This is a genomic window from Methylibium petroleiphilum PM1, from assembly GCF_000015725.1.
Taxonomy (GTDB): domain Bacteria; phylum Pseudomonadota; class Gammaproteobacteria; order Burkholderiales; family Burkholderiaceae_C; genus Methylibium; species Methylibium petroleiphilum.
Genome location: NC_008825.1, coordinates 1,465,686 through 1,482,201, shown reverse-complemented (window position 1 = coordinate 1,482,201; position 16,516 = coordinate 1,465,686). Strand labels below are relative to the sequence as shown.

General features: G+C 69.2%; 13 protein-coding genes. 9 read left to right on the top strand and 4 right to left on the bottom strand.

Translation table 11 applies throughout. The annotated features are described in order from the left end of the window. Positions 1–9: 9 nt before the first annotated feature. Positions 10–4,071, bottom strand: coding sequence for an ATP-dependent RNA helicase HrpA (gene hrpA / locus MPE_RS06920; protein ID WP_011828973.1), 4,062 nt, complete (start codon positions 4,069–4,071; stop codon positions 10–12). Between the two features lie 40 nt (positions 4,072–4,111). Between hrpA and argA the strand changes: the two genes are divergently transcribed. The 4 genes from argA to MPE_RS06900 all read left to right on the top strand — a co-directional run bounded on the left by argA (position 4,112) and on the right by MPE_RS06900 (position 7,429). Beyond that, the gene (gene argA / locus MPE_RS06915) at positions 4,112–5,452 is read left to right on the top strand and encodes an amino-acid N-acetyltransferase (protein WP_011828972.1); all 1,341 of its coding nucleotides are present in this window, start codon (positions 4,112–4,114) and stop codon (positions 5,450–5,452) included. 40 nt (positions 5,453–5,492) lie between these two features. Then, positions 5,493–5,768, top strand: a complete 276-nt coding sequence (locus MPE_RS06910; RefSeq protein WP_011828971.1) for an oxidative damage protection protein — start codon at positions 5,493–5,495, stop codon at positions 5,766–5,768. A 120-nt stretch (positions 5,769–5,888) separates the two neighbouring features. Beyond that, a complete protein-coding gene (locus MPE_RS06905) occupies positions 5,889–6,932 on the top strand; it encodes a Fe(3+) ABC transporter substrate-binding protein (protein WP_011828970.1) in 1,044 nt (347 codons plus the stop codon). A 131-nt stretch (positions 6,933–7,063) separates the two neighbouring features. Further along, a complete protein-coding gene (locus MPE_RS06900; RefSeq protein WP_231497429.1) occupies positions 7,064–7,429 on the top strand; it encodes an H-NS histone family protein in 366 nt (121 codons plus the stop codon). A 172-nt stretch (positions 7,430–7,601) separates the two neighbouring features. On the opposite strand, the gene MPE_RS06895 is transcribed toward MPE_RS06900, so the two are convergent. Then, a complete protein-coding gene (locus tag MPE_RS06895) occupies positions 7,602–8,576 on the bottom strand; it encodes a DUF808 domain-containing protein (protein WP_011828968.1) in 975 nt (324 codons plus the stop codon). 123 nt (positions 8,577–8,699) lie between these two features. Between MPE_RS06895 and MPE_RS06890 the strand changes: the two genes are divergently transcribed. The 5 genes from MPE_RS06890 to acnB all read left to right on the top strand — a co-directional run bounded on the left by MPE_RS06890 (position 8,700) and on the right by acnB (position 13,363). Further along, positions 8,700–9,026, top strand: a complete 327-nt coding sequence (locus MPE_RS06890; RefSeq protein WP_011828967.1) for a 2Fe-2S iron-sulfur cluster-binding protein — start codon at positions 8,700–8,702, stop codon at positions 9,024–9,026. 379 nt (positions 9,027–9,405) lie between these two features. Continuing rightward, positions 9,406–9,927, top strand: coding sequence for a hypothetical protein (locus tag MPE_RS06885; protein ID WP_011828965.1), 522 nt, complete (start codon positions 9,406–9,408; stop codon positions 9,925–9,927). Between the two features lie 124 nt (positions 9,928–10,051). Beyond that, the gene (locus MPE_RS06880) at positions 10,052–10,297 is read left to right on the top strand and encodes an AbrB/MazE/SpoVT family DNA-binding domain-containing protein (protein ID WP_011828964.1); all 246 of its coding nucleotides are present in this window, start codon (positions 10,052–10,054) and stop codon (positions 10,295–10,297) included. Between the two features lie 14 nt (positions 10,298–10,311). Next, on the top strand, positions 10,312–10,716 hold the full coding sequence (locus MPE_RS06875; protein ID WP_011828963.1) for a type II toxin-antitoxin system VapC family toxin: 405 nt from the start codon (positions 10,312–10,314) through the stop codon (positions 10,714–10,716). A 55-nt stretch (positions 10,717–10,771) separates the two neighbouring features. Beyond that, positions 10,772–13,363, top strand: coding sequence for a bifunctional aconitate hydratase 2/2-methylisocitrate dehydratase (acnB, locus tag MPE_RS06870; RefSeq protein ID WP_011828962.1), 2,592 nt, complete (start codon positions 10,772–10,774; stop codon positions 13,361–13,363). 56 nt (positions 13,364–13,419) lie between these two features. Here the strand turns inward: acnB and MPE_RS06865 are convergent, their stop codons facing one another. Then, positions 13,420–15,582 (bottom strand): FUSC family protein, encoded by a 2,163-nt coding sequence (locus tag MPE_RS06865; protein WP_011828961.1) that lies wholly within the window; start codon positions 15,580–15,582, stop codon positions 13,420–13,422. Next, positions 15,582–16,499 (bottom strand): ketopantoate reductase family protein, encoded by a 918-nt coding sequence (locus tag MPE_RS06860; protein ID WP_011828960.1) that lies wholly within the window; start codon positions 16,497–16,499, stop codon positions 15,582–15,584. Before MPE_RS06860 ends, MPE_RS06865 begins: the two co-directional genes overlap by 1 nt. Between the last annotated feature and the right edge of the window lie 17 nt (positions 16,500–16,516).

Sequence of the window (16,516 nt, the reverse complement as noted above, 5' to 3'; positions counted from 1 at the left end):
GCCGGATGTTCACGCGCTCAGCTGGGACCAGGCCTTCTCCAGGCGCTTGGCGCTCACGGGTTGGGGTGTCCGGAGTTCCTGTGCGAAAAGGCTCACGCGCAGTTCCTCGATCAGCCATCTGAACTCGTCGAGCCGCGCGTCGGCCGCGCCCTTGAGTTCGGCCACGCGGCGCAGGTAGCGTTGCTCGATCGGGCGCAGTTCGGCCAGGCGGGCCGCATCGCGCGCCGGGTCGGCGCGCCACTTGTCGAGCCGCAGCGTGACGCCCTTCAGGTAGCGCGGCAGGTGGTGCAACTGCGCGTAGCCGGTCTCGGCCAGGAAGCGCTTGGGGCACAGACGCGCCAGTTGCGCCGCCACGTCGTCGGCCACCTCCTTGGCCGGCCGCGTGTCCTTGAGCTTGCGGGTGGCGGTCGCCTGCTCGGCGAGCACGGTCGCCGCGAGGCGCGCCACCTCCTGCGCGATCAGGTTGAGCCGCGTGCGGCCCTCGTCGATGCGCTTCGCGAAGCCCGCTGCATCGGTGGGGAGCGGCTCGACGAGGAAGGCGCGGTCGAGCGCCACGTCGATGATCTGCGCCCGCAGTTCGTCGGCGCTGCCGCCGAGCGCCATGTACGCGACCGCCATGCGCGGCAGGTCGGGGATGCTCTTCTCCAGGTACTTCAGCGGCTCCTTGATCTGCAGCGCGACCAGGCGGCGCAGCCCGGCGCGGTGGCGCGTGGCCGCGACGTCGGGCTCGTCGAACACCTCGATCTCCACGTGGCCGCCCTTGTCGATCAGCGCCGGGAAGCCGACCAGGCTCTGCGCGCCGCGGCGGATCTCCATTAGTTCGGGCAGTTCGCCGAAGGACCAGGTGGTGTGGCGCTGAGGCGGCGTGGCCGAGGGTGGCGTGCCCTCACCCCGGCCCTCTCCCGCGGGCGGGAGAGGGAGAGAGTTTGTGCGGTTCCCTCTCCCGCTGGTGGGAGAGGGTTGGGGTGATGGCGAGTTCGCCGCCTGCTCCACCCCGCCCAGCTTCAAGGCCGCCAGTGCCTGGAACGCCGACCTGGCCTGCGCGCCCAACTCGGCCTTCAGCGTCGGCAGGTGGCGGCCCATGCCGAGCTGGCGGCCGTGCTCGTCGACAACACGGAAGTTCATGAACAGGTGGGGCTGCAGCGTCTCGAGCTTGAAGTCGTTGCGCTGCACCGCGATCTGGGTGCGCTCGCGCACCGCCTTCAGCAGCGCGTCGACCAGGCCGCCCTGCGCGAACGGCACCAGCTCGCAGAACTCGGCTGCGGCCTCGGGCAGGGGCACCAGGCGCGAGCGCGGCCGCTGGTGCAGGCTCTTCATCAGCGCCAGCACCTTGTCCTTCAGCAGGCCCGGCACCAGCCACTCGCAGCGCTCGTCGTTCACCTGGTTCAGCGCGTAGATCGGCACGGTGACGGTCAGGCCGTCCTTGCTGTCGCCGGGCTCGTGCAGGTAGGTGGCCTCGCAGTCGATGCCGCCCAGGCGCAGCGTCTTCGGGAAGGCCGCGGTCGTGATGCCCGCGGCCTCGTGGCGCATCAGCTCGTCCTTGGTCAGCATCAGCAGCTTCGGCTGCTGAGGGCTCTGGGCGCGGTACCAGCGTTCGAGCGTGGTGCCGGAGTGCACGTCCTTGGGCAGTTGCTGGTCGTAGAAGGCGAAGATGAGTTCGTCGTCGACCAGCACGTCCTGCCGGCGCGACTTGTGCTCCAGCTCCTCCACTTGGCGGATCAGCTTGCGGTTGTGCGCAAGGAAAGGCAGGCGGCTCTCCCACTCGCCGTTCACCAGCGCCTCGCGGATGAAGATCTCGCGCGCGGCGGCGGGGTCGACGTTGCCGAAGTTGACCCGCTTGTTGTTGTAGACCACCAGCCCGTACAGCGTGGCGCGCTCCAGCGCCACCACCTCGGCCGCCTTCTTCTCCCAATGCGGCTCGAGCAGCTGCTTCTTCAGCAGGTGGCCGGCCACCTGCACGATCCACGCCGGCTCGATCGCCGCCAGCGCGCGGCCGAACAGCCGCGTGGTCTCCACCAGCTCGGCGGCGATCAGCCAGCGGCCCGGCTTCTTGCTCAGGTGCGCGCCGGGGTGGCGCCAGAACTTGATGCCGCGCGCGCCGAGGTACCAATCCTCGTCGTCGCTCTTGCAACCCACGTTGCCCAGCAGCCCGGCCAGCATCGCCAGGTGGAGCTGCTCGTAGGTGGCCGGCGTACCGTTGAGCCGCCAGCCGTGCTCGGCCACCACGGTGTGCAGCTGCGAATGGATGTCGCGCCACTCTCGCACGCGGCGCGGGCTGACGAAGTGCTCGCGCAGGCGCTGCTCCTGCTGGCGGTTGGAGAGCTTGTGGGCGGCCGTGCCCTCGCCGCGGCCGTCCGGCGCACGGGCCGGCGCCGGCATGGCCGACGGGTGCGCGGCGTGGCCGCGTCCAGCCTCGATCCACTGCCACAGCTTGAGGTAGCCGACGAACTCAGAGCGCTCGTCGTCGAACAGCTTGTGCTTCTGATCGGCGGCCTGCTGCTGTTCGAGCGGCCGGTCACGCACGTCCTGCACCGACAGTGCGCTGGCGATCACCAGCACCTCGGCCAGCGCCTGGCGGTCGCGCGCAGCCAGGATCATGCGGCCGATGCGCGGGTCCAGCGGCAGCCTGGCGAGCTCCTTGCCGATCGCGGTGAGCGCGTTGTCGTCGTCGGTCGCGCCCAGCTCGTTCAGCAGCGCGTAGCCGTCGGCGATCGCCTTCTTCGGCGGCGGCTCGAGGAAGGGGAAGGCCTCCACGTCGCCGAGGCCCAGCGCCTTCATGCGCAGGATCACGCCGGCCAGCGAGCTGCGCAGGATCTCGGGGTCGGTGAAGCGCGGCCGGCCCGCGTAATCCTTTTCGTCGTATAGGCGGATGCAGATGCCGTCGGCCACGCGCCCGCAACGGCCGGCACGCTGGTTGGCGGCGGCCTGGCTGATGGGCTCCACCTGCAGCTGCTCGACCTTGTTGCGATAGCTGTAGCGCTTGACGCGCGCCGTGCCGGCGTCGACCACGTAGCGGATGCCGGGCACCGTGAGCGAGGTCTCGGCCACGTTGGTGGCCAGCACGATGCGCCGCCCGTTGCCGGCCTGGAACACGCGGTCCTGCTCGGTCTGCGACAGCCGCGCGAACAACGGCAGGATCTCGGGCTGCGGGCCGCCGCGGTGCTGCTGCAGCAGGTGCTTGCGCAGGTGGTCGGCGGCCTCGCGGATCTCGCGCTCGCCGGGCAGGAACACCAGCACGTCGCCGCGGCCCTCGCGCCACAGTTCGTCGACGGCGTCGGCGATCGCGTCGTTCAGGTCGTGCTCACGCGACTCCTCGAAAGCCCTCCAGCGCTGCTCGACCGGGAACAGCCGGCCGCTCACCTGGATCACCGGCGCCGGCACGAGTTCGTGCCCCCACGCTCCGCGCTCCGCACTGTCGCCGCCCCCCGAGGGCGCGCCGCCCGGCTTGGGGCGGTCCGGCGTCGGGCGGACGCTCCCGAAATGCCGTGCAAACCGATCGGCATCGATCGTCGCCGACGTCACGATCACCTTCAGGTCGGGCCGCTTCGGCAGGATCTGCCGCAGGTAGCCGAGCAGGAAGTCGATGTTGAGGCTGCGCTCGTGGGCCTCGTCGATGATCAGCGTATCGTAGGCCTGCAGCAGCGGGTCGGTCTGCGTCTCGGCCAGCAGGATGCCGTCGGTCATCAGCTTCACCGAGGCACCCGACGTCAGCCGGTCCTGGAAGCGCACCTTGTAGCCCACCACCTCGCCGAGCGGCGTTTCCAGCTCGTCGGCGATACGCTTGGCGACCGAGCTCGCCGCGATGCGCCGCGGCTGGGTGTGGCCGATCAGCCGTCCCCGCTCGCCGGGTTTGGCATTGGCCTTGCCGCGGCCCAGCGCCAGCATCAGCTTGGGCAGCTGCGTGGTCTTGCCGGAGCCGGTCTCGCCGCAGACGATGACGACCTGGTGGCGCTGCACCGCCTCGGCGATTTCGTCGCGCCGGGCCGAGACCGGCAGCGCCTCGGGGAAGCGGATGGGTGGCAGCGATCGCGGCGGTGCAGGGGCGGCGGTGCGGGGAGCGGTCTCGGGCATGGTGTCGGGCAGAATCCGTGATTATCCCGGCGCCCGTCTCATGGACCTCGTCTTCCCGCACACCTTCGTTCCCTGGTTTCGCTCGGTCGCGCCCTACATCCACGCGTACCGCGGCAAGACCTTCGTGGTCGCGATGGCCGGCGAAGGCATCGCCGCGGGCCGACTGAACGCCTTCGTGCAGGACGTGGCGATCCTGCATGCGATGGGCATCAAGCTGGTGCTGGTGCACGGCTTCCGCCCGCAGGTGAGCGAGCAGCTGCGCGCCAAGGGCCACCCGGAGCACTTCAGCCACGGCCTGCGCATCACCGACGCGGTGGCGCTCGACTGCGCCCAGGAGGCCGCCGGCCAGCTGCGCTTCGAGATCGAGGCGGCGTTCTCGCAGGGCCTGCCGAACACGCCGATGGCCAACGCGACGGTGCGCGTGGTGTCGGGCAATTTCCTGACGGCACGGCCGGTCGGCATCGTCGACGGCGTGAACTTCCTTCACAGCGGCATCGTGCGGCGCGTCGACGCGGCGGCCATTCGCCGTGCCATCGACATCGGCGCGATCGTCTTGCTGTCGCCGTTCGGCTTCTCGCCGACCGGCGAGGCCTTCAACCTGACGATGGAAGACGTGGCGACCAGCACCGCCATCGCGTTGCAGGCCGACAAGCTGATGTTCCTGACCGAGGTGCCAGGCGTGCGCGAGGACCCGCGCGACGCCGAGAGCGCGATCGATACCGAGCTCGCGCTGGCCGACGCCCGGCGCCTGCTGGCCGCCCTGCCCGACCCGACCCAACCCACCGATACCGCCTTCTACCTGCGCCACTGCATCAAGGCCTGCGAGGGTGGCGTCGAGCGCTCGCACATCCTGCCCTTCAACGCCGACGGCGCGTTGCTGACCGAGGTCTACACACACGACGGCATCGGCACGATGGTGGTCGACGAGAAGCTAGAGAGCCTGCGCGAGGCCAGCTCCGACGACATCGGCGGCATCCTGCAGCTCATCGAACCCTTCGAGCGCGACGGCACGCTGGTCAAGCGCGACCGCACCGAGATCGAACGCGACATCGATCACTACACCGTGATCGAGCACGACGGCGTGATCTTCGGTTGTGCGGCGCTCTACCCCTACCCCGAGGCTCACACCGGCGAAATGGCAGCGCTGACGGTGAGCAACAGCGTGCAGGGCCAGGGAGATGGCGAGCGCATCCTCAAGCGCGTGGAGCAGCGCGCCCGTGCCGCCGGCCTCACCAGCATCTTCGTGCTCACCACCCGCACGATGCACTGGTTCATCAAGCGCGGCTTCGTCCAGGTCGATGCCGACTGGCTGCCCGAAGCGCGCAAACGCAAGTACAACTGGGACCGACGCTCGCTGGTCCTGGTGAAGAAGCTCGCCTGACGAGCCTCGTCGACCCGATCACAAGGACAAGGAGTTCCCCATGGCCCGTACCGTGCACTGCGCCCTGCTGAAGAAAGACGCCGACGGACTGGATTTCGCGCCCTACCCCGGCGAACTGGGCCAGCGCATCTTCGACAACGTCAGCAAGGAAGCCTGGGCCCAGTGGCTCAAGCACCAGACGATGCTGGTCAACGAGAACCGCCTGAATCTGGCGGACGCCCGTGCGCGGCAGTACCTCGCGCGTCAGATGGAGAACTACTTCTTCGGCGCCGGCGCCGAGCAGCCCGCCGGCTACGTGCCGCCGACGCCGACCTGAGTTCGGCCGTGGCCCGCACCGCGCGGGCGGTGCGTTGCGGATGCCTGGAATGGTGACGCAGACGCGAATCATTCGTGTTGACTCTTATACTGACAGATCGTTGTCACAGGAGACTCCACGATGGTCCGCTCTACCCTCGCCCGCACGGCCCTGGCCGCCGCCGCCCTTTGTGCCTCGTTCGCCGCTGCCGCGCAGGACCAGGTGCTGAACCTCTACTCGGCGCGTCACTACCAGACCGACGAGGCGCTCTACGCCGACTTCACCAAGTCGACCGGCATCAAGATCAACCGCGTCGACGCCGACGACGCCGGTCTGCTGGCGCGCCTGCGCAGCGAAGGCGCCTCGAGCCCGGCCGACGTGATCCTGCTGGTCGATGCCGCGCGCATCATCCTGGCCGACGCGGACGGCCTGTTCCAGCCGGTCAAGTCCAGCGTGCTGGCGTCGCGCATTCCCGCGCAGCTGCGCGGCAAGGACGACGGCCAGGGCTCGCAGTGGTTCGGCTTCTCCACCCGCGCGCGCGTGATCGTGTTCAACAAGGGCAGCGTCAAGCGCGACGACGTGGACACCTACGAGGAACTCGCCGATCCGAAGAACAAGGGCAAGGTCTGCACCCGTTCGGGCTCGCACCCCTACAACCTGTCGCTGTTCGGTTCGATGTACGAGCACCTCGGTGCCCAGAAGACCGAGGCCTGGCTCAAGGGCGTGGTCGACAACATGGCGCGCGCCCCCAAGGGCGGCGACACCGACCAGATCAAGGCCGTGGCGAGCGGCGAGTGCGGCATCGCCCTCACCAACAGCTACTACCTGGCACGCCTGATGCGCTCGGAAAAGCCGGAAGACAAGGCCGTGGTCGAGAAGATCGAGGTCGTGTTCCCGAACCAGCAATCCTGGGGCACCCACGTCAACATCGCCGGCGGCGCGCTGGCCCGGCACGCGAAGAACCGCGATGCCGGCGTGAAGTTCCTCGAATACCTGTCCACCAATTCGGCCCAGACCTATTTCGCGAACGGCAACAACGAATATCCAGTGGTGCCGGGCGTGAAGGTCGCCAATCCGGCACTCGACGCGCTGGGGGCTTTCAAGGCCGAACTGATTCCGATCTCGGTGGTCGGGCTGAATTCCATCCGGGTTCAGCAGAGCCTCGATCGGGTCGGCTACAAATAATTCCCGACATATTCCACCTGGAACCCGGCCGCGGCCGGGTTTTCTCTGAGTTGTCACATTGCACGATTTTCGCCGGACCGCCTAGAATCAAATTCAGGCGGGCGCTATTCCCCCCGCTTCAATTCAATTCGATGGAGCTGGACGCTGAAATGGCCACATACCAAGACCTGATGTCCCAGAAAGCCGCGCTCGAGCGGCAGGCTGCGGCCCTGACCGAGCAGATCGAGACCGCACGTCGTGCCGAGCACAGCGCGGTCATCGCCAGGATCAAGGCCTTGATGGACGAACACGGCATCACGCTGGCGGATCTGGGGCGTAGCAAGTCCCCGGTCAAACCGGCCAAGGCTGCAAAAACCGGCGGGACCGCCGGCCGCAAGGTCGCAGTCAAGTATCGGAATACCGCGACCGGCGATACCTGGAGCGGCCGCGGGCTGCAACCCAATTGGTTGAAGGCAGCGCTGGCCTCCGGCCGCAAGATCGAGGAATTCTCGGTCTGACAGGCGATCGGTTTCGACCGGCGAAGCCGGCCGAGGCATTTTCAACCAGCCGCCTACGGGCGGCTGCTTCGTTTGCGGACCGAGGTGCCGGAGCCGGAAACAAACCCGCGTCGCGGTCCGGCGGGCAGATTCCGCGCACGGCGAGAAGCTGCGAAGGAATCTCCTTCACGGCCTATCGCGAGGCAGGCGTCGCGCCCTCCTTGGCGCGCCCCATGATCCGGCGCACCAAGCTCGTGCCAGCGAGCACCAGCGCCCCTGCCACGATGCCGAGCACACCATCCAGCACACTCGGCAGCAACGCCTGCAACACCCCCCCGACGCCACCGGCGAACGCCGCGACCCGGGCCACGATCGCCTCGAGGGCATGGTGCAGCACCGGGATGCCGTGCGTCAGGATGCCGCCACCCACCAGGAACATCGCTGCGGTGCCGGCGATCGACAGCCCCTTCATCAGCCACGGTGCCGCTCTCAGGATGCCGGCGCCCAGACCGCGCTGAAAGCGGCCCCATGCCCCGCCGCCCGGCTGACGGCTCAGATAGAGGCCGCCATCGTCGAGCTTCACGATCGCCGCCACGAGCCCGTAGACGCCGACCGTCATCAGCAGCGCGATGCCCACCAGCACCGACACCTGCGTGATGAAGGGTGACTCGGCCACGGTGCCCAGCGTGATCGCGATGATCTCGGCCGACAGGATGAAATCGGTGCGCACCGCACCCTTGATCTTGTCCTGTTCGAAAGCCACCAGATCCAGCGCCGGATCGGCCACCGCGCGGGCCAGTTCCGCCCGGCGGGCCTCGTCCTCCGCCTTGTCGTGCAGGAACTTGTGCGCCAGCTTCTCGAAGCCTTCGTAGCAGAGAAACGCGCCCCCGACCATCAGCAGCGGCGTGACGGCCCAGGGCGCGAAGGCGCTGATCGCCAGCGCCGCAGGCACCAGGATCGCCTTGTTCTTCAATGAGCCCCGCGCCACGGCCCACACGACCGGCAGTTCGCGGTCGGCCGAGACGCCGGTCACCTGCTGGGCGTTGAGCGCCAGATCGTCACCCAGCACCCCCGCGGTCTTCTTGGTGGCCACCTTGGTGAGCAGGGCCACGTCGTCGAGCACGCTCGCGATATCGTCGATGAGGGCAAGCAAGCTGGAGGCGGCCATTCGGAGTCCTGAGGTTGCCGGAGCGGTTCAAACGATCGATCGATCGATCGATCGCAGCGATTGTCCGATGAAGGCCGCACCGTCGTTGGCACCCTCGCGCGGCATGCCGCTAGAGTCAGCCGCATGACGAGCGACGACACGGCGATCCATACGGTGACGGTGCAACCGGCGGGCTGGGTCTTCGCCGCACCCGCGTCGGTGCCCTTGCTCGTCGCCGCGCAGCGCGCCGGCATCCGCCTGCCCAGTTCCTGCCGCAACGGCACCTGCCGGGCCTGCCTGTGCGAATCGCGCCACGGCGAGGTGGCATACCGCATCGAATGGCCGGGGCTCAGTGCCGACGAGAAAGCCGCCGGCATCATCCTGCCCTGCGTCGCACACGCCCGCTCGGACCTCGTGATCGAGCAGGCTGCGGCACGCTGCATGCCCCCGTCCGACGAATCCGGCGGCTGAACCGGCCCGATGTCACGACGCGCGCCGCATCGCCTGTCGCTGCCGACCCACAGCCTGCAACCAGTCGAAAGAACCGCCGATCGGCCGGCGACACGGCGTCACGCCGAGGTGCCGGCCGGGCAGGCGGGACCCGCGAATGCTCCCTAGCACAACCGGATATGCCGCGCGGCCTCCCCGACCCTCGGCGTCGTGATCTCGCGCACGTCCGGCCTCGCCGGACAACGCACCAAAAGCTTGCGCGCTCTCGTGCCGTCGGCCACCCTGCGGCTCGGCCGCCCGTCCGACGCAGGGCGCCCGCGGCGCACCCTGATGCAACTTGCAACGAAACTGACGGCCGCACGTTCGACAATCAAGACTTTCATACTCGCTTGGAGAACCGATGAGCCGCATCACCCCCCTGGCCCTGTCGCTGCTGGTCGCCGGCCTGATGACCACCGGCGGCGCCGCCCTGGCGCAGGCGCAGACCGCTCCCGCCGCGAAGCCGGCCCCGGCCAAGAAGCCGGTGTCGCAGTCGCGCAAGGAACTGAAGTCCGAAGCCAAGGGCCTGGCGCTCGCCACGGAAGTGACCGAGACGATCAGCGACAACCAGTTGGCAATCTCCAACCGCGTGCTGACCGGCACCGCGCAGTGCGAGTTCAACCAGACCGTCAGCGTGACCCCGGTGCAGAACAAGCCGGGCCACTTCGAGGTCGTGTTCAACAAGGCGGCCTATGTGATGACGCCGCAGGAAACCACCACCGGCGCCGTCCGGCTCGAGGACAGACGCAGCGGCGTCGTGTGGCTGCAGATCCCCGTGAAGTCGATGATGATGAACCAGAAGATCGGCCAGCGCATGGTCGATGGCTGCACCCTCGCGGAGCAGCGCGCCGCGGTCGCGGCCGTCACCGCCGCGGCGCGCTGAGACGCCGATCGACCCCCGCCGCGCTGGCCCTGGCCGGCGCCGGCGTGCGCTCCATGATTGAATATGCGGATTCAGGTATGTATAATTCATACATACCGACCGATGCAGATTCACGGGAGCCAGCATGGAAGCCACCGTTGCCGAGCGCGGGCAGATCACTCTGCCCAAGGCCGTGCGTGACGCCCTCGGGCTGGTCAAGGGCACGCAGCTGAAGGTTGAGCTCGACGGCGGCCGCATCATCCTGCGCAAGAACGTCGACGACGCCATCTCTCGCGCTCGCGGCAAGTTCAAGCTCGACGGCTTCACCTCGGTCGACGAGGCCTTGCGCGCGGTGCGCGGTCGGGCCCCCGGCGATCCCGTCGATCGCTGAGCGCCCCGCCGTCGATGATCGCGATCGATTCCTCCGTCCTGATCGAACTCCTCAGCGAGAGCCCCGAGGCCGACACGGCCGAGGCCGCGCTGCGCGACGCGCTGTCGCGCGGGCCGGTCGCCGTCTGCGATGTCGTCATCGCAGAGGTCTGCAGCTCGCTCGAGGAAGGCGATCGCGCCGTGCAGGTGCTCGAGGACATGGGCATCGTCTACAGCGCGGTCGAGCAGAAATCCGCGGTGCGTGCCGGCGAGATGCAGCGTCGCTACCGCTCGCGCGGAGGTGCCCGCCAGCGCAACGTGCCCGACTTCATCGTCGGGGCCCACGCCTTGCTTCAGTGCAACGGCCTGATCACCCGAGATGCCGAGTTCTTCCGCCTCTACTTCAAAGGCCTGAAAGTCATCGTGCCGCGCGCCGCCTGACCGGGCCCCTCCGCTTTCGTCCCCCGCCCTCCTCCTACCGTCCCCGGAGTCCACCATGCTGCAAGCCTATCGCCAACATGCCGCCGAACGCGCCGCGCTCGGCATCCCGCCGCTCCCGCTCGAAGCGAAGCAGGTGGCCGAACTGATCGAGCTGATCAAGAACCCGCCGGCCGGCGAAGAGTCCTTCCTGCTCGACCTGCTGACACACCGCGTCCCACCGGGCGTCGACGACGCCGCCAAGGTCAAGGCCTCGTTCCTGGCCGCCGTGGCGCACGGCGATCTCGCGGTCGCGCTGATCTCCAAGGCCAAGGCCACCGAGTTGCTGGGCACGATGGTGGGTGGCTACAACGTCAAGCCCCTGATCGACCTGCTCGACGACGCCGACGTGGCCGCCGTCGCGGCCGAAGGCCTGAAGAGGACGCTGCTGATGTTCGACTTCTTCCACGACGTGGCCGAGAAGGCCAAGGCCGGCAACGCCAAGGCCAAGGAAGTGATCCAGAGCTGGGCCGATGCCGAGTGGTTCACCTCGCGCCCCGAGGTCGACAAGAAGATCACCGTCACCGTCTTCAAGGTGCCGGGCGAGACCAACACCGACGACCTGTCGCCGGCGCCCGATGCCTGGAGCCGCCCGGACATCCCGCTGCACTACCTGGCGATGCTGAAGAACACCCGCGAAGGTGCGGCCTTCAAGCCCGAGGAAGACGGCAAGCGCGGTCCGATGCAGTTCATCGACGACCTGAAGAAGAAGGGCCACCTGGTCGCCTACGTCGGCGACGTGGTGGGCACCGGCTCGTCGCGCAAGAGCGCGACCAACAGCGTGATCTGGGCCACCGGCCAGGACATCCCCTTCGTGCCGAACAAGCGCTTCGGCGGCGTCACGCTGGGCGGCAAGATCGCGCCGATCTTCTTCAACACCCAGGAAGACTCGGGCTCGCTGCCGATCGAGGTGGACGTATCCAAGCTCGAGATGGGCGACGTGGTCGACATCCTGCCGTACGAGGGCAAGATCCAGAAGAACGGCGCCACCGTCGTCGAGTTCAAGCTGAAGAACGAGGTGCTGTTCGACGAGGTGCGCGCCGGCGGCCGCATCAACCTGATCATCGGCCGCAGCCTCACCGGCAAGGCGCGCGAGTTTCTCGGCCTCCCCGCATCCACGCTCTTCCGCCTGCCCAAGGCCCCGGCCGCGACCCAGGCCGGTTTCACGCTGGCGCAGAAGATGGTCGGCCGCGCGGTCGGCCTGCCCGAGGGCCAGGGCGTGCGCCCGGGCACCTACTGCGAGCCCAAGATGACCACCGTCGGCAGCCAGGACACCACCGGCCCGATGACGCGCGACGAACTGAAGGACCTGGCTTGCCTGGGCTTCAGCGCCGACCTGGTGATGCAGAGCTTCTGCCACACCGCGGCCTACCCGAAGCCCGTGGACGTGAAGACGCACCGCGAGCTGCCCGCCTTCATCAGCAACCGCGGCGGCGTGGCGCTGCGCCCGGGCGACGGCGTGATCCACAGCTGGCTCAACCGCCTGCTGCTGCCCGACACCGTGGGCACCGGCGGCGACAGCCACACGCGCTTCCCCATCGGCATCAGCTTCCCCGCAGGCTCGGGCCTGGTCGCCTTCGGCGCGGCCACCGGCGTGATGCCGCTGGACATGCCCGAATCGGTGCTGGTGCGCTTCAAGGGCCAGATGCAGCCGGGCGTGACGCTGCGTGACCTGGTGCATGCGATCCCGCTGTACGCGATCAAGGCCGGCCTGCTGACGGTCGCCAAGGCCGGCAAGAAGAACGTGTTCTCCGGCCGCGTGCTGGAAATCGAGGGCCTGCCGGACCTGAAGGTGGAGCAGGCCTTCGAGCTGAGCGACGCCTCGGCCGAGCGTTCGGCCGCCGGCTGCACCATCAAGCTCAACCCGGCGCCGATCAAGGAATACCTCACCAGCAACGTGGTGCTGATGAAGAACATGATCGCCGACGGCTATGCCGACGCCCGCACCCTGCAGCGCCGCATCGAGAAGGTCGAGGCCTGGCTGGCCAATCCGCAGTTGCTCGAGGCCGACAAGAATGCCGAGTACGCCGCCGTGATCGAGATCGATCTGGCCGACATCAAGGAACCGATCGTCTGCTGCCCCAACGACCCGGACGACGCCAAGTTCATGTCCGAGGTCGCCGGCACCAAGATCGACGAGGCCTTCATCGGCTCGTGCATGACCAACATCGGCCACTTCCGCGCCGCCGCCAAGCTGCTGGGCGGACAGCGCGACATTCCGGTCAAGCTGTGGGTCGCCCCGCCGACCAAGATGGACGAGAGCGAGCTGATCAAGGAAGGCCACTACGCCAACTTCGGCGCCGCCGGTGCCCGCACCGAGATGCCCGGGTGCAGCCTCTGCATGGGCAACCAGGCCCAGGTGCGTGAAGGCGCGACCGTCGTCTCCACCAGCACCCGCAACTTCCCGAACCGCCTGGGCAAGAACACCAACGTGTTCCTGGCCTCGGCCGAACTGGCGGCGATCGCCTCGAAGCTCGGCAAGATTCCGACCGTGGCCGAGTACCACGAGGCGATGGGCATCATCAACAAGGACGCCGACAGCGTGTACCGCTACATGAACTTCGACCAGATCGACGAGTACGCGAGCGTCGCGAAGGAAGTCACCGCCTGATCACCGGCGACCCCGCTCGAGGCCACGGCCCGCAGCTCCTGCGGGCCGTTTTCCTTTCAGACCCGCCGTTGCGCGTGCGCGCGCAGCCGTTGCACCGCGGCGGCCACACCATGAGCGGCCCGTACCACCATCTGCGAGCGGCGCTCGAACCACGGCAACAGCGCCGCCCCTGCCGACTGGGCCGGCAGTTCGAAGGACGGCAGCGCTGCCGGTGCCACTTCGGCCAGCGTGGCGGCAGCCGAAGTCGGGCGCGGCGCGAGGCAGGAGTGCACCGCCGCGGCGGCGCGACGCAGCACCGCCTCGGCCGGCTCGCGATCGAGCGCGTCGACCCGGCGGGTGAGCATCTGCCGCATCGCGGCCAGGTGGCCGAGCATTTCCTGTCCGTGGGTCAGTGCGTCGGTGATGGCCTGCAAGGGCACCCGCACGCGTTCCGGCTCGACGCTGCTTCGCTGTGCCATCGCGGCCAGCCCGGCGAGGGACTCATAGGCCTCGCGACGCGCCAGACCCAGCGGCGCGCGGCTGCGCCCGGGCTCGGGCCAGGTCAGCACCTCGATGGCCAGCGCGTTCAGGCTGTTCAGCAGCCGGTCGAGCGCGCGCGTGAGGCTGTTGCGCTCCCACGACGGCAGGACGTAGCAGAACGCCCAGGCCAGCCCGGCGCCGAGTGCGGTATCGGCCAGGCGCTCGGCCACTGCGAAGCCAGCGGCCGGATCGGCCAGGTGGGCCTGCAGCAGGGCCATCACTGTGGCAGCGATCGCCGTGACCAGATAGCGCACGTTGACGAAGGCATGCGCGGCCGCGACCGCCAGCAGGAAGGCCACCGAGGCCACGCCGCTCCAGTGCAGTTGCGCCAGCCCGAGTACCAGCAGACAGCCGAGCACCGTGCCGCCGAGCCGCGCGTTGCGCCGCTCGAGCGTCTGCTCCAGATTGCCGCGCAGCACGACCGCGACGCTCAGCACCAGCCAGTGCGGGTGCGAGGCCCATGGCAGCGCCTCGCCGATGAAGTAGGCCGCCCCGAGCGCGACGGCCGAGCGCACGGCGTGCCGAAGCACCGGCGATCTCCCGCTGGTGTGTGGTTTCAGCGCAGCGAGCGGCCAGCCCTCGACCGACACGAACAGGCTCAACTCTTCCTGCGTCAAACGCAGCGGCAAGAGCTCTCCGCGCAACAGCGCGCGCATCTGCCGCAGGTCGTCGATCATGTGCTGCGCGCGATCGGCCAGCGCCGGCAGCAGGTGTTCACGCCGGTCGCCCGCCGGGATCGAGACACCGGCCACCCAGGCATGCAACGGGCGGTCGTCGCTGTCGTGCGCAGCCTCCACCGGGTCGTCGTAGCGCAGCGCGCCCTGCATCGCATCGAGCGCGGCCGCCTGCGCCTCCAGATTGGCGGCGAGCCGCTGGCGCACCGCAGCCGCCAGCGCATCGTCACCCAGCAAGCCCAGATCGAGCTCACTGGCCAGCAGGGTGTCGCGCAGATCGACGGCGGTGACCAGCAACCCGGCGAAGGTCCGCGTTTCGGTATCGCGGTCCGGCCGCTCGAAGATCAGATCGCGCGCCGCCTGCACCCGGTCGTTGAGTGCCGTCTCGTCGCGGATCCACGTTCGCAGCCGGTCGGCGGCCGAGTCACTGTCGCGCACCTGCGGCGATGAAGGCACGAGCAATGCGGCGCGCGCCCGCAGCAAGGCGGACAGCCCCTCCAGCACGCCAGCCAGGGCCAGCGCTCGATAGCGGCGCTGCAGCATCACCGAGCAGAACATCGCCCAGGCCATGTACAACGCCGCGCCGAGTGCCGTCCAGGTGGTGTGCGCGAACACCGCAGCCGCGCCCGACACAGGCGGCGACGCCATCGCGAACACGATCGCGAGGATGCCGACGAACGACACCGGACCGGCGCGCAGGCCCCAGGCCAGCGTCATCGCGGAAGCGAAGGCCACCAGCGCCACCACGCCGCCGAGCGCCACCGGATGCAGGCGCAGCGCGACGACGAACGCCGTCACGACGCAGGTGCTGAACGCCGCCAGCGACACCCTGAGCCAGCTGCGCCGCGGCACCACGGGCAAGTCGGCCAGGCTGACGCAGACCGCGCCGCTGACCGCCCACAGCGCCGGCGCGCTGCCGGCCAGCGCCGACACCAGCGCCTGGATCAGGCAGATGCCGAGTGCGACGCCGATGCCGTTGACGACATGCAGCGGCAGCGCGTGCAGCGGACGCCAGGGAACGCGCATCAGGTAGGCGGCGCTTCCAGGGCCTTCACCAGCGCGTGCAGGCAGCGGTTCACCGGCGTTGGCGTGCCGGTGGCCTCGCCGCGCCGCACGACGTAGCCGTTGAGGTGATCGATCTCGCTGCGGCGCCCGCGGCGCAGGTCCTGCGCGGTCGACGAGAACTGCGCCGGCATGGTCTGCGCGATGCGGCGCACCGACGCCGGCACCTCGCCCGGGATCCGAACGCCATCGGCAGCGGCCACGGCCAGGCACTCGGCCACCAGGTCGTCCATCACGCGCGCGATGCCCTCGCGCGCGACCAGCGGGCCGTAGGGCAGGTTCGTCAACGCCGACAGCGCGTTGTAGGCGCAGTTGAGCACCAGCTTGGCCCACAGCACGCCGGCCACGTTGTTCCCGGTCTCGGCCGGCACGCCGGCATCGCCCAGCAGCGCCAGCAGGCCGGCGGCCTCCAGCGTGCCCGATGTGCCGTGCACGGCGGTCGGTCCGATCACCAGTTCACCGCGGCCGTTGTGCTTCACGTGGCCGGGACCGGCCATCTCGGCGGCGACGAAGACCACCGCAGGCCACACCGGCACACCGACCAGTGCCTGCAGCCGTTCGGCGTTGTCGACCCCGTTCTGCAGGCTCAGCACCAGCGCGTCCGGCGCCAGGTGGTCACGCAGCTCGAGGCCGGCCGCCTCGGTGTCGGTCGACTTGACGCAGAACAGCACCAGCGCCGCGTCGATCAGCGCCGCCGCCTCGGTGCTGGCGCGCACCGGCAGTTCGACGTCGAAGGCCGCCGTCTGCAAGCGCAGGCCGCGCTGCTGCAGCGCCTCGACATGGGTCGGTCGGCCAACCAGCACCAGCTCGTGGCCGGCACGCGCCAGCATGCCGCCGTAGTAGCAGCCCACGGCCCCCGCGCCCATCACGCCGATCTTCATCGTTCGCTTCCGCGCAC